Source organism: Sodalis glossinidius str. 'morsitans' (assembly GCF_000010085.1).
GTDB classification, from domain to species: Bacteria; Pseudomonadota; Gammaproteobacteria; order Enterobacterales; family Enterobacteriaceae; genus Sodalis; species Sodalis glossinidius.
Genome location: NC_007712.1, coordinates 2218472 through 2238766 on the forward strand (window position 1 = coordinate 2218472; position 20295 = coordinate 2238766).

At 53.2% G+C, this 20295-nt stretch carries 11 protein-coding genes and 7 pseudogenes; 10 read left to right on the forward strand and 8 right to left on the reverse strand.

The window, feature by feature from the left end; all coding sequences use genetic code 11:
* Positions 1-17 precede the first annotated feature (17 nt).
* The gene (gene minC, locus SGP1_RS11750; RefSeq protein ID WP_011411164.1) at positions 18-695 is read right to left on the reverse strand and encodes a septum site-determining protein MinC; all 678 of its coding nucleotides are present in this window, start codon (positions 693-695) and stop codon (positions 18-20) included.
* Positions 696-828: 133 nt separating this feature from the next.
* Between minC and SGP1_RS11755 the strand changes: the two genes are divergently transcribed.
* From SGP1_RS11755 to SGP1_RS11765, 3 genes and pseudogenes are all read left to right on the forward strand, one after another.
* Complete coding sequence (locus SGP1_RS11755; RefSeq protein ID WP_011411165.1) at positions 829-1134, forward strand: YcgL domain-containing protein; 306 nt, start codon at positions 829-831, stop codon at positions 1132-1134.
* A gap of 371 nt (positions 1135-1505) precedes the next feature.
* Positions 1506-2003: pseudogene (locus SGP1_RS11760) on the forward strand (fumarylacetoacetate hydrolase family protein); the annotation flags it as partial.
* Positions 2004-2179: 176 nt separating this feature from the next.
* On the forward strand, positions 2180-2629 hold the full coding sequence (locus tag SGP1_RS11765) for a YcgN family cysteine cluster protein (protein ID WP_011411167.1): 450 nt from the start codon (positions 2180-2182) through the stop codon (positions 2627-2629).
* A gap of 84 nt (positions 2630-2713) precedes the next feature.
* On the opposite strand, the gene SGP1_RS30760 is transcribed toward SGP1_RS11765, so the two are convergent.
* The gene (locus SGP1_RS30760; protein ID WP_158302380.1) at positions 2714-2878 is read right to left on the reverse strand and encodes a hypothetical protein; all 165 of its coding nucleotides are present in this window, start codon (positions 2876-2878) and stop codon (positions 2714-2716) included.
* Between the two features lie 308 nt (positions 2879-3186).
* On the opposite strand from SGP1_RS30760, the pseudogene SGP1_RS11775 reads away from it, so the two are divergent.
* A pseudogene (locus SGP1_RS11775) lies at positions 3187-4094 on the forward strand (IS110 family transposase).
* A 787-nt stretch (positions 4095-4881) separates the two neighbouring features.
* On the opposite strand, the gene dsbB reads toward SGP1_RS11775, so the two are convergent.
* Complete coding sequence (gene dsbB, locus SGP1_RS11780; protein ID WP_011411168.1) at positions 4882-5412, reverse strand: disulfide bond formation protein DsbB; 531 nt, start codon at positions 5410-5412, stop codon at positions 4882-4884.
* Positions 5413-5718: 306 nt separating this feature from the next.
* On the opposite strand from dsbB, the pseudogene fadR reads away from it, so the two are divergent.
* Positions 5719-6447 (forward strand): annotated as a pseudogene (fadR, locus tag SGP1_RS11785) (fatty acid metabolism transcriptional regulator FadR).
* A 55-nt stretch (positions 6448-6502) separates the two neighbouring features.
* On the opposite strand, the gene SGP1_RS11790 reads toward fadR, so the two are convergent.
* Entirely contained in the window at positions 6503-8038 is a 1536-nt protein-coding gene (locus tag SGP1_RS11790) for a SpoVR family protein (RefSeq protein WP_011411169.1), read from the reverse strand.
* 576 nt (positions 8039-8614) lie between these two features.
* Between SGP1_RS11790 and SGP1_RS11795 the strand changes: the two are divergent.
* Positions 8615-9662, forward strand: a pseudogene (locus SGP1_RS11795) (D-amino acid dehydrogenase); the annotation flags it as partial.
* 64 nt (positions 9663-9726) lie between these two features.
* Positions 9727-10797, forward strand: a complete 1071-nt coding sequence (gene dadX / locus SGP1_RS11800; RefSeq protein WP_011411170.1) for a catabolic alanine racemase DadX — start codon at positions 9727-9729, stop codon at positions 10795-10797.
* Between the two features lie 82 nt (positions 10798-10879).
* On the opposite strand, the pseudogene SGP1_RS11805 reads toward dadX, so the two are convergent.
* Positions 10880-12075: pseudogene (locus SGP1_RS11805) on the reverse strand (multidrug effflux MFS transporter).
* Positions 12076-12283: 208 nt separating this feature from the next.
* On the opposite strand from SGP1_RS11805, the gene SGP1_RS11810 reads away from it, so the two are divergent.
* A complete protein-coding gene (locus SGP1_RS11810) occupies positions 12284-12718 on the forward strand; it encodes a MarR family winged helix-turn-helix transcriptional regulator (RefSeq protein WP_041867523.1) in 435 nt (144 codons plus the stop codon).
* A 146-nt stretch (positions 12719-12864) separates the two neighbouring features.
* Here the strand turns inward: SGP1_RS11810 and SGP1_RS11815 are convergent, their stop codons facing one another.
* Entirely contained in the window at positions 12865-14595 is a 1731-nt protein-coding gene (locus SGP1_RS11815; protein ID WP_011411171.1) for a potassium/proton antiporter, read from the reverse strand.
* A gap of 690 nt (positions 14596-15285) precedes the next feature.
* On the opposite strand from SGP1_RS11815, the pseudogene SGP1_RS11820 reads away from it, so the two are divergent.
* A pseudogene (locus SGP1_RS11820) lies at positions 15286-15597 on the forward strand (transposase); the annotation flags it as partial.
* Positions 15598-15942: 345 nt separating this feature from the next.
* Here the strand turns inward: SGP1_RS11820 and SGP1_RS11825 are convergent.
* Positions 15943-17220, reverse strand: coding sequence for a YeaH/YhbH family protein (locus tag SGP1_RS11825; RefSeq protein ID WP_011411172.1), 1278 nt, complete (start codon positions 17218-17220; stop codon positions 15943-15945).
* A gap of 36 nt (positions 17221-17256) precedes the next feature.
* Entirely contained in the window at positions 17257-19191 is a 1935-nt protein-coding gene (locus tag SGP1_RS11830; protein ID WP_011411173.1) for a PrkA family serine protein kinase, read from the reverse strand.
* Positions 19192-19767: 576 nt separating this feature from the next.
* Here SGP1_RS11830 and SGP1_RS33420 point away from each other — a divergent pair.
* A pseudogene (locus tag SGP1_RS33420) lies at positions 19768-20219 on the forward strand (MipA/OmpV family protein).
* Positions 20220-20295: the final 76 nt, after the last annotated feature.

The following is a 20295-nucleotide window of genomic DNA, read 5'->3' on the forward strand; positions in this document are numbered from 1 at the left end:
AAATTCCTTGTCAAGGGCTAAATTAAAGGATGAATGGTAAGCGTGCCGTCTTGCAGACATAAACGCGCGGCTTTGCCTAAAAGCGCGGCCGGAATTTGATCGCTCAGCCAATACTGGCCAGCAATAGATATGAGTTCGGGAGAGAGATGGGTGCAGAAAATTTGGCACTCTCCGTCCCCCGACGCACCGGCCAGCGCGCGACCCCGCATCATGCCATAAATATGTATATTGCCATCGGCAATAAGCTCGGCGCCGGCGCTGACGCTGCTGGTGACGATCAGATTGCTACTGCGGGCGTAAATTTGTTGCCCGGAGCGCACCGGCGTGTTGATAAGCCGTGTTTTGACCGCCGCCAGGGCGGGTGTTGCGTCGACGCTGCGCTTCGGCGCTTTACCTTCGGTCAGCAGAGGCAACCCGCTGCGCACGATCGCCTGTTTAAGCTTACTGTCGCTGCAACCGCTGACGCCGACGATGTGCAGACCGGTGGCCAGCACCGCCTGCGACAGCGCCTCCCAGGAGGTGTCACGACCAAGACCGGCGACGTTGATGACCACCGGCGCATTTTTTAAAAATCCAGGTGCTTTTTCGACTTTTTCCTCTATCGCCCGACGGATTTCCTCTGGCTGAGCATCATGCACATGAATTACCGATAAAGTAAAATTACTGCCTTTCAACTCAATTGGCGTTTGCGACATCTATCCTGACTCAGTCTTAGCACGTGTATTTCCCGTTTCGTCACGGGAGGCGATATTCCGTAGTACTGCATGCATGTTATAGTTACCGCTATATACAGGCAAGACACCAGACCACGTTAATAGAGTAAAAAATATGTTTTGTGTGATCTATCGAAGTTCAAAACAGGATCAAACCTATCTGTTTGTCGAAAGACGAGAGGATTTTTACCGCGTCCCGGCCGACTTAATGGCACACTTCGGCAAACCCCTATTCTCAATGATTTTGCCCCTAGACGGTAGCAAAAAACTGGCTTCGGCGGATACAGGAAAAGTAAAAGAATTATTTAAGGAGCAGGGGTTCTATCTTCAAGTCCCCCCTCCGGTAGAAAGTTTATTGGCCCAGCATCAGCGCGCCGAAAAAAACCTGATCATTGACCCATGTATCTTGGCGTCAGAATAACAACCCTCGCACCCTGGCGGCTGAATCAATTATGCCTCAAGTGATTTTGCCGTTTGTCTATAGCCGCATTGCCCCGTGTTGTTCTGTCAATGTAGCGGTATTGTGCATCGTATAAGTGACGCTGTCACTAAACTAAAATCAACCCCGGGGTTTTAATGCCGTTAAAGAACAGGGGCGTTAACACGCTTGATGATCTGGGGATGTGCGGTTGGTTAAGGTTAGCTTGTGGGACCGCAGGGCGCCATAGTGGGCTGCCTCGCTCATTACCTGGGCATAAGAAAAGCACCAGGGGGCTACCCCTTTGTGTTGTCTGGCGTATAATAACAACGTTAATCAGGTAAACAGGGTGTTAACGATTGCAAAAGAGAGCAATGTATCAGCATAGAAATTGGCAGGGTGCACTGCTGGATTATCCCGTCAGTAAGGTGGTATGCGTCGGCAGTAATTATCGAAACCATATTAAAAAAATGGGCAGCGCCACTCCCAGTGAACCGGTGCTGTTTATCAAGCCTGAAACTTCACTGTGCGATATTCGACAGCCTATCGTCATTCCGGCCGATCTGGGTGAAGTGCATCATGAGGTAGAGTTGGCTATTTTAATTGGCGCGCCGTTGAAACTAGCACACGAACAACAGGTGGCGCAAGGTATCGCTGGCGTAGGCGTTGCGCTGGGTTTGACGCTGCGCGATCTGCAGGCGCAGTTCAAAAAAGCGGGACAGCCGTGGGAAAAAGCGAAAGGCTTCGATGGCGCCTGCCCGATTTCCTGCTTCATTCCGGCGACAAAATTCGGCGATCCACAGCAGGCGGAATTGACGCTGACCGTCAACGATCAGGTGCGGCAACGGGGAAATACCCGCGACATGATCCATTTAAGCCCGGCGATGTGCTGGTGTTGAGCCTGAATCAGCATCAGCTTACCACGCGGGTGATTTAGCCTCCGCGCCAGGCACGGCCGAGCGGCGCCCCTCGGCCGGCACGAAAAAAGTTGCATCCGGGGGGAAAAGCATTATATAACGCCCCCTTGCTTAACGTTACGGAGACCATCATGCCTGAACGCTCCTTTTGGCAGACCAAAACACTGGCCGAAATGTCCGATGAGGAGTGGGAGTCCCTGTGCGATGGTTGTGGGCGCTGTTGTCTGAATAAATTGATCGATGCCGATACCGATGAAATTTATTTCACCAATGTCGCCTGTGATCAGCTTAATTTGAAAACCTGTCAGTGTCGGCATTACGCCAACCGTTTTGCTTATGAGCCGGACTGCATCAAATTGACCCGGAAAAACCTGGCGACCTTTAACTGGTTACCTCCCACCTGCGCCTATCGGCTGCATAGTGAAGGCAAACCCTTACCGTACTGGCATCCTCTACTCAGTGGCTCCAAGTCCGCGATGCACGGCGAGCGAATTTCGGTGCGCCATATCGCGGTCCGGGAAAGCGAGGTCATCGACTGGGAGGACCATATCCTCAACAAACCTGATTGGGCTAACGGCTAAACGTCCAGCCCGTTTTCCGGCCCGCTTTGGGCTCTCTAGGTGCTACACGGAATTCGTTGCCGCGGCATTGGTGTGGTCAACGTTTCAGAGCTCGGTGATGGGGTATGAGGGAATGACAACATGAGCGCTTGGGTAATGGATAGCGGGATTGTCGTGATGACTACCGCTGGCACGGGCGGTATTTTCACCGTTGGCGCTGCTGTAAGCGACGACGTCTAGCGGTGGCCAGTCGTTGCGTTTTAGCTGCATATCCTTTTTAAGCAATCTGATTTTTTCATTCATCAAGTTACAATCAAAAAGTAACCTGTCTCGTCGGCGTAAGCAGTTATAATGTGCATCCATGCAATAGGTCATCCTCTCATAAGCTTCATTAATGCATTTTGTATCCTTGTACCTTAGTTAGCATGGTGACGAATAGATTTGGCAAGGTGTATGTAGTCTGATTCATCCCAGGGTTTATAGCCCGTAGAGAAGCTAATGACGCCTATACTGAGCCACTCATCTGAAACCCGAACAGTTGTCCGTACTCCATAACGTATTTGCAAGGATGGGTAATAATGAGTCTGCCAAATCCACTTTTTGTGGGAATTGATGTTTCTAAAGCGACACTGGACATTGCTGCCAGCAGTGATATTGCTCAGTTTACGGTCAGTAATGACTCTGACGGACGGTTTTGATGCTATTACTGATGAACTGAGAAAGTATCCGGTGGTGTTGGTTCTGATAGAGGCCACTGGTGGACTTGAAGCTGCCGTGGCCTGCTTGTTTCAGGCTGAAGGCTTTGACGTCGCGGTGGTCAATCCCAGACAGGCTCGTGACTTTGCCCGCACTATGGGCTATCTGGCAAAAACGGACCGTATTAATGTACGGGTGCTTGCACAAATGGCGGAGGTCATTAATCGACATCCAGGGCGGGAACGCTTTATCCGTGCCATGCTGGATGCGGAGCGTCAGGTTCTTGCTGCGATGGTAGTGCGCCGACGCCAGCTAACAGCGATGTTGATTGCTGAGCGTAACCGTCTTTATCCCGTTCATCCACAGAGCAGAAAAAGTATCAATATCATCATCAAAGAGCTGGCTGCCAGACTGAGCAGTATTAAAGGGGTTGGTACGATGACGGTTGCAGCGTTGCTGGCGGAGGTTTCCGACCTGGGTAGCCTCTCGAGACGAGCCATCCAGCGCGCTTGTAGGCGTTGCTCCCATAAACCGGGACTCGGGTACCATGCGGGGCCGGCGAACCATCTTTGGCGGAAGGGGCGGAGTCCGAACAGCGCTTTATATCGCCGCACTTATCGCAACCCGCTTTAATCCGGTGATAAAAGCATTTTATACGTGGCTGCTTGCAGCGGGAAAAGCCAAAAAAGTCGCTCTGGTTGCCTGTATACGTAAACTTCTGACTATCCTGAACGCGATGCTCAGAAAGAACGAAGAGTGGGATGAATCGTACCATCACGTTTCTCTATAATTTTATCGTTTAAGACAGTTGCTTCTTTCTTTGCAAGCTTAATCTACGGTGGCAATGAACGGATGAGGTGCCCGGTCAATTTTCTTTAACAATGAGACAATTTTGTCTGGGACGCGATAATGGTGGCTAGCGGCCGTCGGCGAGGCGTTATTATCCGGCGATGCCGTCAAAGACAATGCCTGGAATGGGTATCGTGCCAGGTCGGGATATGACTCAAGCTGTTCGACTTCTCCAGGGGTAAGCTCCTTTAATTCGTTAAGCCGGCATGGCTTAGTTGAGGGGTGCTGCCCTGGGGGCTTGAGGAGGGTGAGGTACACTGCTCCTCGTCTATATTATGTGCCGTCTGGAATAGTGTTCATATTCTTCCCCTGTTGAGGTGACGAAGGATTAGATGAAAGCCAAACATCATAGACGCCATTATCGCAACCCGGGCTCACGATAACCTCAACGACCGCCGCCGGAGGCGCGATAGACCAAGCAATGACTTATTGATTTTCTAATAGACCTGGGCCATTTATCTTTACGTTGAGTCTTGCTGCATGAAGAGGGAGGAAAACACTGAGCAAATTTTGAAGTAATAGTCGCTGAGGATTAAAACGCACGGCGGCTGCTATAAGCCGCGCTCTGTATATTATATCTTACTTACCCTTCTGTTTGACTGTTTTCAGGGACTGGCAAAGCCAGTTTGCGCAACGTGCAGAAACGATTATCGAAAGCGGCGAGATAATCCGCTCGCCGGGGAGCGATGGCCTGCGTGTGACGGCGTAGTAACGCCGTCGTGCCGTCATCAGCGTGAAAAAAGGTCGCGTTTGCGCGGGGGGAAGAATTGCGCAAGCAAAATGAGTACCGCGACCGCCAGATAGGCGCCGAAGATGACGATCATCCATTGCGGCATTTCCAGCGACAGGAAATGCCATTGGCGGACGGCGCAGTCACCGCTGGCGCTGAAGACCGACGGAAGCCACTTATCCAACGGTAGCCAGGCAGGAAAACTGACAAAAAAGTCGCAGGTGACGAACGGGGAGGGATGCAGTTGAATATCGGTGTGTTTCATCGCCAGCTGCAGGCCCTCCCAAGCGCTATACAACCATATTGCCAGGCCGGAGAAACGCAGCGGCGTCGCGGGGGCGATGGCGCCCACCAGCCCGGCGGCAACGACGCCATACAGAGCACAACGTTGATATACACACAAAACGCAGGGTTTGAGCAGCATAACATGCTGAAAATAAAGCGCGACCAGTTCCAGCGAGAAGGTGGTGAGTGCCAATAGTAACCAGGCTGCGCGATGTTTGGAGCAGCGGTTTAACGATCGCATCATAAAGAGTGTCCAGAACAGTTAAGTGGCGTGAAACGAGCATTCTAAATCAAAAAACAACAGAAACCAGCGTCTTTTCCGCCAGCCGCATGCCTGAGGCCGCGCCGTTTTACTATTATTGAGGTTAGCACGCGCGCCGGGACCGTAAAAAAGCGCTCTTTTGGCTGCCTATCACCATAAGTGGCAGATGGGTTATAGTCTGCCGGCGGCGGGCGAGAAAATATGCCGCTTGTTCATGATGGCGTCACCGCGCCCGTTCGGAAGGGTGACAGGCATGTGGATGGTTAAGCTGTTATGGAACAAACGAATATGGTCATCGAAGCGCAAAGTCCTGCCGGTTTCGCGGAGGAGTTTCTGATTGAAAGCATCTGGAACAATCGCTTCCCGCCTGTCTCCATCCTGCACGCGGAACGGAAACTTTCCGATCTCATCGGCGTCACCCGTACTACGCTGCGGGAGGTGCTGCAGCGATTGGCCCGTGACGGCTGGCTTAAGATCCAGCACGGTAAGCCGACGCAGGTGAATAATGTCTGGGAAACATAGGGCCTGAATATCCTGGAAACACTGGCGCGGCTTGACCATGACAGCGTGCCTCAGCTCATCGATAATTTACTGTCGGTGCGTACCAATATCGCCGCGATTTTTATTCGTCTGGCGGTATCGCTATATCCCGACAAAGCGCAGGCGGTGCTCTCGTAGGCGTCGACGGTGGATGATAAGGCAGAAGTCGATAAGGCCTATGCGTTTAGCGAAATGGACTGCCGTATTTTCCACGGGTTGGCATTTGCCTCAGGCAATCCTATTTATGGACTGATCATTAACGGTCTGAAAGGGCTTTATTTGCGGGCGGGGCATTATTATTTCACGAATCCCCAGGCGCGCGAGCTGGCCCGCAATTTTTATAGCCAGCTGGCGACGCTGTGTCGCGTGGGACTTTATGATCAGGTTATTGAGCTGGTGCGTCGCTACGGTAAAGAAAGCTGGGATATCTGGAACGCTATGCAATCCGCTATGCCTAAGGATATTGTCGGCACATGACTGCCGGCGATGCCTGGGCGCCGCCCCGGGACGGACGGCGGCCGGTCGAAGTGGGCTAAAGCGGCGGCTGGCGTGGCTGGCAATGTTCGATAAGCTCGACATTCCCCTCGTCGTTGACTTGCTCCATGTAGACGTCGAAGTTCCACAGCCGGTGGATATGCTTCATTACTTCACGGCGGCTTTTCGCTAGCGGCGCGCGATTTTGCGGCGTATAGCGCAGCGTCAGCGAGCGATCGCCACGCAGATCCACATTCCAGATCTGAATATCCGGTTCCAGGTTACTCAAATTGTACTGCGAGGAGAGCTCTTGGCGTAGCGCCTGATACCCCTCCTCGTTATGAATAGCCACAATTTCCAGATAATTGTTATGATCGTCGTCAAGCACCGTAAACAAGCGAAAATCTCGCATCACTTTCGGCGACAGGAATTGACTGATAAAACTTTCATCCTTGAAATTGTGCATGGCGAAATGCACGGTTTCCAGCCAATCGCTGCCGGCGATGTCGGGGAACCAGCGCCGATCTTCCGCGGTGGGCGATTGGCAAATACGCTTAATGTCCTGGAACATGGCGAAGCCTAGCGCATAGGGATTGATACCGTTGTAATACGGGCTGTTATAGGACGGTTGGTAGACGACATTGGTATGGCTGTGCAAAAACTCCAGCATAAACCTGTCGCTGACTTTGCCTTCATCGTACAGGTGATTAAGAATGGTATAGTGCCAGAAGGTGGCCCACCCTTCATTCATCACCTGGGTCTGTTTTTGTGGGTAAAAATACTGGCTGACTTTACGCACGATGCGTAATATTTCCCGCTGCCAGGGTTCGAGCAACGGCGCGTTTTTCTCCATAAAGTACAGCAGGTTTTCCTGCGGTTCCTGGGGATAGCGCAAACTCTGTTCCTGCACTTCTTCCTTTTCCCTGCGTGGCAGTGTACGCCACAGTTCATTGACCTGACTTTGTAAATATTCTTCACGGCTTTTTTGCCGGGATTTTTCGTTCTGCAGCGAGATCTTCTGCGGGCGTTTATAGCGGTCGACGCCGTGATTTATCAGTGCATGGCAGGAGTCCAGCAATTGTTCAACCTGCTCGACGCCGTAACGCTCTTCGCATTTGGTAATATAGTTGCGGGCGAAAATCAGGTAGTCGACAATGGAGCTGGCGTCAGTCCAACTGCGAAAAAGATAATTGTTTTTGAAAAACGAGTTGTGCCCGTAACAGGCATGGGCCATGACCAGCGCCTGCATGGTTATAGTGTTTTCTTCCATCAGATAGGCGATACAAGGATTGGAGTTAATCACAATCTCATAGGCCAATCCCTGTTGGCCGTGCTTATAGCGCTGTTCGGTTTCAATGAACTTCTTGCCGAAAGACCAGTGGGTGTAATTGATAGGCATACCCACGCTGGAGTAGGCATCCATCATTTGTTCGGAAGTGATAACTTCTATTTGATGGGGATAGGTGTCCAGCCGATAATGTTTGGCTACCCGGTCAATTTCATCGAGATATTGCTGGAGCAGTTCAAATGTCCAATCCGGTCCATCGCTAAGACATGTGGCAGAAGGTGATCGTTCATTAATAGACATAGTCATCAGCGCACCTCATCGTTACAGACAGTACGAGATCATGCTGTCTTATTATTATTCCTAGCGCAAGATGAAAATCGCGAATGATGCGATAGGGCAATCCCTTGTTTAGGGCAGACGAGCGCGTGGTGATATTCGCGCTTCGTCCCCGGTAGCGGGGCGTGCCAAGCCCTATGCGGTGCGTTACGGCGCGGCCTGGGCTGAACTGCTGCAAAGGGCGTGAACATGGACAAGTGAAAGGCCGCGGGACGCAAAAGGTCGTGCCGGTTATGCAGCAGGCGCCCGCTACGCGTTGCCTGCGCGGCACCGCCCGTGACAGCCCCACGTCGTGTCGATTGCGCCATGAGGGGTCACTGGACGGGGGGAAACTCAGAGTCGCGGCGGGGTGTAAAAGGGAAATATTCGTTTCCTTTTCCGTTAGTCCATATTAAATTCTTATCACCGTGATCGACGGCGGGTCGTCTGTTGTGGCAATAGGTGACCATGGATAGGGTTTTTCATGCTGCAAAATAATGGCCGACAAGATATTAATGCTATTTTATCCCGCTTCTAGTCACTTTGTATGATTAAATCAGTTTTTTCATTAAATGGATGTTTCAGCGCCATGCGCCGCTGGCCGTCAGATGGCATGCTGACGGGGCGCAATTACGCTGGATGTGGCAAATGCTGCGCAATTGCGATAGCCGACATTATTATATTAATAAAAGCCGCATGGTACGGCTGGCGGAATATAGCCGCGATTGTTTAAAAGCGCTGCGTAACGAAACCGGTATTCAGTATGAAGGCCGGCAGGGCGGCACGTTGCAACTGTTTCGTAGCGAAAGGCAATTCGCTAACGCGCAACGAGATATTGCGGTATTGCACGCTGAAGGCGTACCCTATGCGTTGCTGGAAGCCAACCAACTGGTCAATGCCGAGCCGGCGCTGGCGGGCGTTGCTCACAAGCTTTCCGGCGGTTTACGCCTGCCGAACGATGAAACCGGCGATTGTCAGTTATTCACCGGCCATCTTGTTGCCATGGCGGCAGAAAAGGGCATTGAGTTCCGTTATAACTGTTCTATCGACGCGCTGGTGCGCAATGGTGACCGTATTGATGGCGTGAGCTGCGGGAGTGACATCCTGTGCGCTGATGCGTACGTGATGGCGCTGGGATCCTATTCCACTGCGATGCTACAAGACGTCGTGTCAATTCCGGTTTATCCGCTGAAGGGATATTCGCTGACAATCCCATTGGCGGATGAACAGGGTGCGCCGGTGTCTACATCACCCGCTTCGATCGGCGTATTCGGGTAGGCGGGATGGTGGAAATTACCGGTTTTAATACCGATCTGCTGGCAAAACGTCGGCTGACGCTGGAAACGGTGGTACGAGATTTATTTCCCGCGGGGGGACATATTGACCAGGCGACGTTCTGGACCGGCCTGCGGCCGATGACGCCGGACGGCATGCCGCTGGTGGGCGCCACGGCGCTGCGGAATCTCTATCTGAATACCGGCCACGGTACCCTTGGCTGGACAATGGCGTGCGGTTCGGGACGTCTTTTAGCGGATATTATCAGCGCGCGCGGGTACCGGAGATTCGTTATGACGATCTCTCGGTCGCGCGTTATGCACCGGGTTTGATGCAGTAGCCGTTGCGCGGCGGGTCTAAGGCCGCCTCCAGCGGCCATTTTGTAGAGGTAAGGAGCTGTTTTCATGCCACGTCCGATTGTCGCCAAGGTGGATTCCGCGGTGCTGGCGTCAAATTTATCCATCGTCCGCCGCCATGCGCCGCAAGCGCAGGTGTGGTCGGTGGTCAAAGCCAATGGCTATGGCCATGGTCTGAATACCGTTTGGCAAGGGTTGCAGCAGACGGATGGTTTTGCGCTGCTGGATCTTCATGAGGCGGTAGTGCTGCGGGAAAAGGGCTGGCGAGGCCCCATTTTACTGCTGGAGGGTTTTTTTCAGCCGGCGGATTTAGCGGTTATCGATCGCTATCGATTGACCACAGTCGTGCACAGCGACTGGCAGATCGAGGCTTTAAGACGGATGACCCCGCGAGCGCCGCTGGATATCTACCTGAAACTTAATAGCGGTATGAATCGGCTAGGCTTCAGCGAGCGGGCATTGCCCGGTGCATGGCAATCGCTGAACGCGCTGAAACACGTGGCGACCCTGACGTTAATGAGCCACTTCGCCTATGCGGATATGCCGGAAGGGGTTGAGGGGCAAATGGCGGTCGTGGCGCGCGCGGGTGAGGGTTTGACAGGCCCGCGCTGTCTGGCAAATTCCGCCGCCACGTTATGGCACCCCGCGACCCATGGGCAATGGGTGCGGCCCGGCATTATTCTCTATGGTGCGTCCCCCAGCGGGAACTGGCAGGATATTGCCGCCAGCGGTTTGCGGCCGGTGATGACGCTGCAAAGCGAATTGATTGCTGTGCAGTCGGTGCCGGCAGGTGGCCGTATCGGTTACGGCGGCCGTCACCGGGTGAGCGAGACGCATCGGGTCGGCGTCGTCGCCTGCGGTTACGCCGATGGCTATCCGCGCCACGCGCCGACCGGGACGCCGATTTTGGTCGACGGTGTGAGGACGAGCACTCTTGGTGCGGTGTCCATGGATATGCTTATGGTGGACTTACAGCTTTGTCCCAAGGCCCGTATCGGCTCGGCGGTAGAGCTTTGGGGAGATCACGTCAAAATCGACGAAGTGGCGGCGTCTGCCGGTACCCTGGGCTATGAACTGATGAGCGCGCTGGCGCCTCGGGTCACAGTGCAAATTCGCTGAGCGGCGCTTTGACTTTATTATGGCGCGCAAGGCGCGCCGCCGTCAGCCCGGGCGCGCCGTGACCATGTCATAACCCCCGGGCTTAAGGCGTCAACCGGCTAAGCCGTGGCGCAACATGGCGCGTGCGTAGTCGGGCCGCGAAGGCAAAAATGGCTCCCAGCAGCATCACCAGCGCCAGAATCAGGCGCGGCGCCAGCGGCAGCGCCATCATCGATAGGCTAACCGCGGCGGCGCCGGCCATCTGCACAAACCCGTTCAGCGCCGACGCGACGCCGGCTTCTGCGGCGAACGGCTCCAGCGCATAGCTCGTGGCCGGTCCCATTAAAAATGCCAGGCCGGCACAGGCGGTCGCAACGGGTAACATGTAGCTCAGCCAATGCGTCTGCCAGCTTGTCGGCGCCGTCATGACGCTGAGCACTAGCGTCAGACTGCCGAGCGCCATCAATACTGTCCCGAGAGTCAGACACGTCGGGCGTCCCATTTTACGAATCACCCTATTGGCGATGACGCTTGCCAACATAATCCAAAAGCCGTTGGCGCCAAACACCATGGAAAAGCCCAGTGGCGACAGCCCGCCTTCTCCCATGAGTACCTGCGACGACAGCGAGACATAGGTCAACGCCATCGCCATGGCGCCGGTATTCACCAGGGCAAACACAATAAAGCGGCGCTGGGCTGCTATCTGCCCATAGCGGACAAAGGGCAGGGTAGTTGACATCCGGGTACCCGCGGGACGGGTTTCCGCCAGGCCGACCGCCACCAGCGCCCAGACCAACAGTGAATAGCCGGCCAACGCCCAGAACGGCGCGCGCCAACCGAAGCTTACCGCCAGCCCCCCCCTGCCATCGGCGCCAGTGCGGGAACAATATTCAGCGTACCATTAAGAAAGCTGAAGGCGCGGGCAGCATCGTCGCCGTCCAACCTGTCACGCACGCAGCTAAATAACGCAACGGTGGTACAGCACACCGCCAGCCCCTGTAGTACACGCGACAGAACAAATAGCCAGGGGGTCGTCGCCATGGCCGCCAATATGGTACCCGCGCCGTACAACGCTACCCCGACCAGCGCCAGCGGACGACGGCCAAAATAGTCTACTAACGGTCCGGTAATAAGCTGGCCGATACCCATGACACCAATAAAAAGCGGGATTGTCGATTGGATGAGGGATTCATCAGTATGGAGCCCGTGGGCGATGAGGGGAATAACCGGTAGGTAGAGGTCAATGCCCAGAGGACCAAGCAATACCAGCAATAAGAGAAGAAAAAGAAACTTTTGCATTTACACTCCACGCCATGAGGGGATGGCAAGCATAATAATACTTTAATTATAAATATATATATAATATAATTATATATTTTACTAATAATAAATATTAATCTATTGTTAGCGGGGGGTAATTTCTTTGTCCGGCAAAGCGCGTGTCGTTGGTCTTCGTAATTAATGTGTGATAATTTTTAACATAGAGTGTCTTTACCTGATACGGCTGATGAATACTGAATATAAAAATTTTTCCAAAATGTTGCATTTGACCTCGCGCGCGCTGCGAATGGCAATCGATCGGCGCCTGAAATACCTGGGCCTGAGCCAGGCGAGCTGGGTTGCGGTGGCCGCTATTGCCGGTGCGGAGTCGCCGCTGTCGCAAAGCGAACTGGCGCAGCGGCTTGGGGTTGAGGGGGCGACAGTGGTGACGATGGTTGACCGCCTGGTCAAAATCGGTCTGGTGCTGCGCATTCCCACCCCCGCCGATCGGCGTAAAAAGCTGCTGGTGGTCACCGATGAGGGGAAGACGCTGTACGAAAAAGTCCGTACGGAAGCGGATGCGCTGGGTAAAGAAATCCTGGAGGATGTCGATGCCCGCGATATGCAGGTGGCCATGCGGGTACTTGAAAAAGTCTACAATGCCACAGAAACACTGACCTGAAACGGCGGACCCTGCGCGTTTCGCAATGTGTGGTGACACGCCAGCATAAGACCTTGCACTTTTAACATCCCCTCCACGGAGGAAGACGGTCGTCATTTGCCGTAAGCGTTCGCGTCAGCGCCGACCGCGCGGGGGTTAATGGTATTTCAAGCCGGATCGTCGGCAATCTTGATGCCGATTTTGCTGACCTTCTGTTCATCCTTTTCCGCGATGGTCCACACAACACCTTCCGCCACAACATTATCGCCGACCACTGGTTCCCCCCCGCCGAGCAACGCCATGACAAATTGACCGAGGGTCAGTTCACCATCCACTTCGCCGGCGAATTCCAGACCGTAAATGGACGACACATCGCGCAAATTCGCGCTGGCTTCCAGAATAAAATCCCCGAAGAAACGCTGATCCAGCGCGACGGGCGGCGATTGGCTGAACAATCTGCCCAGTGCGGGGAGATCTCGCTCTCGTCCAATGACGCAAAGCACATCCCCTTCACGTAGCCGGGTGTTGGCGGTCGGGTGAAGCAATACATTATCGCGAAACAAGGCAGCGATGCGCGTATGGCGGGGCATTTTCAGATCGCGCAGCGCCGCTCCCACACACCAGTTTTCCTCTCCCAATTGATATATAAACTGCTCCCAGGGGTTTTCCGGATGAATATCCATCCCCACGCGTGAAATCGGCGACGCGGTCGGCGGTACTACCACTTTCGCTAGCCGGGCGGCGAAGCCGAGTGAGGTGCCCTGTAAAAGCAAAGAAATGAGAACAATAAAGAAGGCGACATTAAAATACATGTGCGCATTGTCCAGGCCCGCCATCATCGGAAACACCGCCAGAATGATCGGTACCGCTCCGCGCAGGCCGACCCAGGAAAGAAAAACTCGCTCGCGGGTGGTGTAGTTGCGAAACGGCAGCAGACCGACAAAAATCGAGAGAGGACGGGCGACCAACATCAGCCACAGGGACAAAATGAGCGCCGGAATAGCAATCATCCACAAATCGCTGGGCGTCACCAGGAGGCCCAGCGCCAGGAACATGCAAATCTGGCTGAGCCAGGCCATGCCGTCGAACGTTTGTAAAATACCGTATCGGTTGCGTATCGGCCGATTGCCCAGCACAAAGCCACACAAATAGACCGCAAGGATGCCGCTACCTTCCAGCGCGGTGGTCAGGGCGAACATCATGATGCCGCCGCTGACCGCCAGCAGGGGATACAGGGCGTTGGTTAGCGTGATGCGGTTGATGACCTGCTGCAACAGCCAGCCTCCGCCCAGGCCCAAGATCACGCCAAGGCCGAACTCGCGGATAAGATGCACCAAAAACAGCCAGTCAAGGTGAATCTGGCCGTTTTGAATCATGGCGATAAGCGTGATCGTCAGAAACACCGCCATGGGATCATTACTGCCTGATTCAATTTCAAGCGTGGAGGTCACACGCTCGTTCAACCCTTTATCGCCCAACAGCGAGAACACCGCCGCGGCATCGGTAGAGCCGACAATGGCGCCGATAAGCATGCCTTCAATTTTATCCAGCCCGAAAAGCCAGGCGGCGGCTATACCGGTTAAACCGGCGGTGATGATGACCCCCACCGTCGCAAGCGAAAGCGATGGCCAGAGTGCGACGCGAAAGGCGGTGGCGCGGGTACGCATACCGCCATCCAGCAAAATCACCGCCAGCGCCAGGTTACTGATAAGATAGGCTACAGGATAATTATCAAATGCAATGCCGCCCAGACCATCAATTCCTGCCAACATGCCAATAGCCAGAAAAATCACCAGAATAGGGATGCCAAGACGTGAGGAAAAGGCGCTGAGCAGGATACTTCCCCCCACCAATATCGAACCTATAATAAACAAACTTATAATGGTGCTGCTGTCCAAACGCGGTCTCCTTTTGATTTTCTATTTCATAACCTGCCTCAGCCTATCCTGCAGAGGCGTTGTGACCCGAAATTCCTACCATGACTGTCTGGCTGAAAGCGTCGGCACCATGACCTGAAAAGGGGAGAGAAGTTCACCATACTGCCCGGCGAGTCGTCCGTCGGAGCCCGCGACGGGAGCGAGGGAGGAGGGAAACCTGGTCCGGCGGATCCCTGGCCGGTACTCGATTAAACTACCCTTTTTGCTTACAACAAAAAAGCCGTTTTTTTTAGTATTAATCTGTTTTAAGGCGTTTAAGCCCTTTTTTATCGGAACATGCCGAAAATGACTTTTTCACCGCTGCGTGACATTGGTTGCCACACGCCGCTGCACCCGCCTGCAGACGTGGGCAATACCTGCACGACACGCGCTTCAGCCGCATTGCTCGTCCCTCGCCGTTGATGCGTCATCGCCGCCGTCAATCTTGATGGGGCGAGCAAGGCGCCACCCTACTACCGCTGACGCGAAAGCGCAAGCCAGCCAGCGGCTCATGATGTGCGCACGATCGCATCGCGAGGGTGGTTGCTGGTGGGTCTGGGTGCTGACAAAGATTAATAGAGTTATGCTCATTTCTGTGTATGAGGTTTTGGAGAGGGTGGCGTATGCTGCTGATTGATTTCGTGGATGATTTTAACAACAGAGAGATGATACGCCATGAAAAAGTCTACCCTACAGGTCTCGGAACTGCTGGCATTCTACGACTTCCCGTCAGAGCACTGGGCATCAATAAGAACGGCAAAGCCGATTGAATCGGCTTTTGCGACTGTGAAGCTACGAAGCAGACGCGCAAAGAAGTGTGGTTCGAGAGAAACCACCCTGTCAATGGTATTTAAGCTGCTCCAGTCTGCTCAGAAAAGCTGGAACCGGCTAAGAGGATTTGACCTGCTGACCCTGGTGGTAAACAACGTCCAATTTCAGGATGGAGAACAGATTCACGAAGCATCAGAGCAGAACGTAGCCTGATTGCCATACACTAGATTTGATAATAAATTATATTAATAAAATATTGTATTAATTGTAATATACTATTAATAATAGTATGTGAACCTAAATCGCGCGGAACCGGCAAAAAACGTCAATCGTGTCAGCCCAAGCAGCTTATCCTATTAAGGCAGTGCGTATCCGCCAGCCTGTGGCCAGTGACATGGTGGGCAAGACGTGCCGCGTCTCGGCCCGCCTTTCTGGGTAAACTCAGGCCTGACGGTGTACAGGAGAGGTGACTGTCAGCAGGAGATTCGTTTCATAGCATAGAGCGTGCGCGGCGGGAATAAACAGCCAGTCGGACCGGGCTGGCTGTTTGCGGAAAGATTACCGGCTTTCATTGAGTTGTCTTTGGAACAATTCGCGGAACATGGGATAAATATCCTCCTGATCGCGAATATGCTGCATGGCGAAGTTGTCGAATCGCGCCTGCAAATCTTCGTATTCGCGCCACAAGGTCTGGTGCGCCCGGCGGGTGATTTCTATATAGCTGTAATAGCGCACCAACGGTAGCAGGTGGTTAGCCAGCAAATCATGGCACAGGGGTGAATCATCCGCCCAGTTGTCGCCGTCCGACGCCTGTGCGGCATAAATGTTCCATTGATTCGGATCATAGCGCTCCTTGATAACCTCTTCCATGAGCTTCAGCGCGCTTGAAACAATCGTCCCGCCGGTTTCCTGGGAATAGAAGAAATCATGCTCATCCACCTCCTTCGCCTGGGTGTGGTGTCGGATATAGACCATATCCACATTTTTGTAGGTACGGCTCAAAAACAGATAAAGCAGAATATAAAAACGTTTCGCCATATCCTTGGTGACCTGGTCCATGGAGCCGGACACGTCCATCAGGCAGAATATTACCGCCTGGCTGGACGGTTCCGGACGACGCTCGAAATTTTTGTAGCGCAAATCGAAGGTATCGATAAACGGCACCCGATCGATTTTCTGGCGCAGTTCCGCAATTTCCTGCCGGATCTTTTCCTGCTCCAGCAACTGCACCGGCTCGCTGTTGGCCAGCCGGTCGAGCTCGGCCTCCAGCAGGCGGATGGCGCGCCGCTTGCCAGCCGTCATGGCGGTGCGTCTGACCAGCGAATTTTGCAGCGAACGCACAACGCTGATATTGACCAGCACGCCGGTTGAGGTGTAGCCGGAGCGATGGGTTTTGTACTCGTTGAGCTGCTTGTGCTGATTTTTTTGCAGGTTGGGCAGCGCCAGATCCTCAAACAAGAGATCCAGATATTCATCCTTGGAGATCTGAAAGACAAATTCATCCTCCCCTTCGCCATCCTGGCTTACGCTACCCTGACCGCTGCTGCCGCCCCCTCCGGAAGGCGGCCGCTCGATGCGGTCGTTTTGTACGAAATGATCATTGCCGGGATGCACCCGATGGCGCATGCCTCCCCGGCCCTGATGAAAGATGGGTTCATTGATGTCGGTATTGGGAATCGACACCGACTCCCCGCTTTCCACATCGGTAACCGAACGCTTATTGATGGCCCCGGCAATCGACTGTTTGATTTGAGACTTATAACGGCGCAAGAAACGCTGGCGGTTGACCATGCTCTTGTTTTTGCCGTTAAGTCGTCGGTCAATAAAATAGGCCATTATATCCTCCGGACGACAGTGTCTACGCGCCGTGTGTTACGACGATTTCCTTACCCGCAGATACCATTCACACAACAGGTGCACCTGTTTACGTGTATATCCCTTTTCCATCATACGATCCACAAAGTCGTCATGTTTTTTCTGCTCATCCGTGGAAGTCTTCGCATTAAATGAGATTACCGGCAGCAACTCTTCGGTATTGGAGAACATCTTTTTCTCAATAACGACACGCAACTTCTCATAGCTGGTCCAGTTCGGATTGCGGCCGTTATTGCTGGCGCGGGCACGCAGGACGAAGTTGACGATTTCATTGCGAAAATCCTTCGGATTGCTAATGCCGGCCGGCTTTTCGATTTTCTCCAGTTCGGCGTTCAACGCTTCGCGGTCAAACAGCTGACCGGTGTCCGGATCGCGGTATTCCTGGTCCTGGATCCAAAAATCGGCGTAAGTCACGTAGCGGTCAAAAATGTTTTGACCATATTCTGAATAGGATTCCAGGTAGGCCGTCTGGATCTCCTTGCCGATAAACTCGGCATATTTCGGAATAAGGTAGCCCTTTAAATGTTCGAGATATTTTTTCACGATGTCCTGCGGGAATTGTTCACGCTCGATCTGCTGTTCCAGCACGTAGAACAGGTGCACCGGGTTAGCCGCCACCTCGGTATGATCGAAATTGAATACCCGCGACAGGATCTTGAAGGCAAAGCGCGTGGACAGGCCGTTCATCCCTTCATCGACCCCGGCGTAGTCGCGATATTCCTGATAGGATTTCGCTTTTGGATCGGTATCTTTCAGGCTTTCACCGTCGTACACGCGCATTTTCGAGTAGATGCTGGAGTTTTCCGGCTCCTTCAGTCGCGACAGAATAGAGAAGCGCGCCAGCGTTTCCAAAGTGCCCGGCGCGCAGGGCGATTCCGACAATTCACTGTGGCTGAGCAGCTTGCTGTAGATCTTCATTTCCTGCGAAACCCGCAGGCAATAAGGGACCTTGACGATATACACGCGGTCAAGGAATGCCTCATTATTTTTATTGTTACGGAACTGCACCCACTCCGATTCGTTGGAGTGCGCCAGGATAATGCCGTTGAACGGCAGGGCTGAGATGCCTTCGGTACCGTTATAATTGCCCTCCTGCGTGGCGGTCAGCAGCGGGTGCAATACCTTGATTGGCGCCTTGAACATCTCGACAAATTCCATTACCCCCTGGTTGGCGCGGCACAGCGCGCCGGAGTAGCCGTAGGCGTCGGGGTCGTTCTGTGCGTGGTCTTCCAATTTACGGATGTCCACTTTGCCGACCAGTGCGGAAATGTCCTGATTATTTTCATCGCCGGGCTCGGTTTTGGCGATAGCGATCTGCTCCAGAATCGACGGCCAGACCTTGACGACTTTAAAGCGGGTAATATCGCCGCCGAACTCATGCAGCCGCTTGGCGGCCCAGGGCGACATGATGGTGCCGAGATAGCGCCGGGGAATACCGTATTCTTTTTCAAGAATATGCGCATCCTCCTGCGGGTTGAACAAGCATAACGGATGGTCGTTGACCGGGCTGCGCTCACCGTTGGCGCTGAGTACATAGATGGGCACCCGCTGCATGAGCGATTTCAGGCGTTCAGCCAGCGACGACTTCCCACCGCCCACCGGACCGAGCAGGTAAAGGATTTGCTTCTTCTCTTCCAATCCCTGAGCCGCATGTTTCAGATAAGAAACGATTTGTTCGATGGCCTCTTCCATACCGTAGAATTCCTCAAAGGCCGGATAGCGGGCAATCACACGGTTGGAAAACAGGCGGGAGAGCGGAGGTTCCTGAGCAGTGTCGATCATCACAGGATCTCCGATGGCCATCAGCAGCCGTTCAGCGGCGTTGGCAAACGCGCTGCGGTCCTGGTGACATATCGTGAGGAATTCCTGCAGAGTGAACTCTTCGTCCTTTGCAGCTTCGTAGCGCTGACGGTAATAGTCAAATATATTCATAGCGATGCCCGTCCTTACGTTTAGCACAGGTTAAAAGGGAGCTAAGAGATAATACTAGAACCGCTCCCGAAAAAAAGATGCTCACTGAGTACAGCAACCACTATGCCAACTTGTTCGCACTTTAATGCTACTGAACTCAGATTAATCCTTCTCTACAAGAAAGTTTAGTTGGCATCCGTCAAATGTCATGGTAGCCAACCCTTTTTTTGAAGAGATTTCAATGACTCAGTTTACGTTTCATCGGGTACACCCCGTCTCACGCGGTCTGCTGCGCATTGCGCAAGATATGTAAAGGACATATATAGATTTAATATTTTGTTATTATATATTTCTGTAAATGAACCAATGTAGGTTACGCGCGCGACCATTTATCTTATATCTACAGTATGCGCATATTTTTACTTAACGGGAAACATACATTCGTGAAAACGCATTCTCTTAAACCGCTTAACCTCGTTTTAGCCGCAGGGTTGTTGTCGCCGGTTGCCGCCGTGGCCGACGACTTAGAACCAGTTATCGGTGACGGCAGTCTATGCGCTCTGGCATTTCCGACCCAGTAAAAATGATTATGACGATATGAAAGCACTGGACAAACGCCGCTCCACGGTCATGGCCGGTCTGCGCTATAACCATACCGCGGATTGGGGGGTAGTGAGCGCGGAATATTTGGGCGATGTGCTGGATAATAGCGATGGCTTCACCGCCGATTTATCCTATCTGTACCCTATCCAGCAGGGCTGGTTTACCCTGTTGCCGGGCGTGGCGCCATGTGGGCGAGCAAAGACCAGAACAACTGTTATTATGGCGTGAACCGCAACGAATCGCGCCGCAGTGGTCTTCGTGAGTATCATGCCGACGATGGCTGGTCACCCTATGTGGAGCTGATCGTGAATTACGCCATTACCCAGAGTTGGCACACTTACGTGATGGCGCGATATTTGCTTCTGAGCGATGAAGCGAAAGATAGCCCGATGACCGATAGACAATCCATCGGTCTTATCGGGGTGGATACCACCTACAGCTTTTGATGGTGCATGATATACACTAAAATGGGGCGCATGCTACCCGTTTGCACATAGGCTGTGCAAACGGTTAATGCTATTT

Coding starts and splice junctions, on each gene's coding strand:
- minC (WP_011411164.1), bottom strand. CDS start 695: ATGTCGCAAACGCCAATTGAGTTGAAAGGCAGTAATTTTACTTTATCG.
- SGP1_RS11755 (WP_011411165.1), top strand. CDS start 829: ATGTTTTGTGTGATCTATCGAAGTTCAAAACAGGATCAAACCTATCTG.
- SGP1_RS11765 (WP_011411167.1), top strand. CDS start 2,180: ATGCCTGAACGCTCCTTTTGGCAGACCAAAACACTGGCCGAAATGTCC.
- SGP1_RS30760 (WP_158302380.1), bottom strand. CDS start 2,878: ATGCAGCTAAAACGCAACGACTGGCCACCGCTAGACGTCGTCGCTTAC.
- dsbB (WP_011411168.1), bottom strand. CDS start 5,412: ATGATGCGATCGTTAAACCGCTGCTCCAAACATCGCGCAGCCTGGTTA.
- SGP1_RS11790 (WP_011411169.1), bottom strand. CDS start 8,038: ATGACTATGTCTATTAATGAACGATCACCTTCTGCCACATGTCTTAGC.
- dadX (WP_011411170.1), top strand. CDS start 9,727: ATGCCACGTCCGATTGTCGCCAAGGTGGATTCCGCGGTGCTGGCGTCA.
- SGP1_RS11810 (WP_041867523.1), top strand. CDS start 12,284: ATGAATACTGAATATAAAAATTTTTCCAAAATGTTGCATTTGACCTCG.
- SGP1_RS11825 (WP_011411172.1), bottom strand. CDS start 17,220: ATGGCCTATTTTATTGACCGACGACTTAACGGCAAAAACAAGAGCATG.
- SGP1_RS11830 (WP_011411173.1), bottom strand. CDS start 19,191: ATGAATATATTTGACTATTACCGTCAGCGCTACGAAGCTGCAAAGGAC.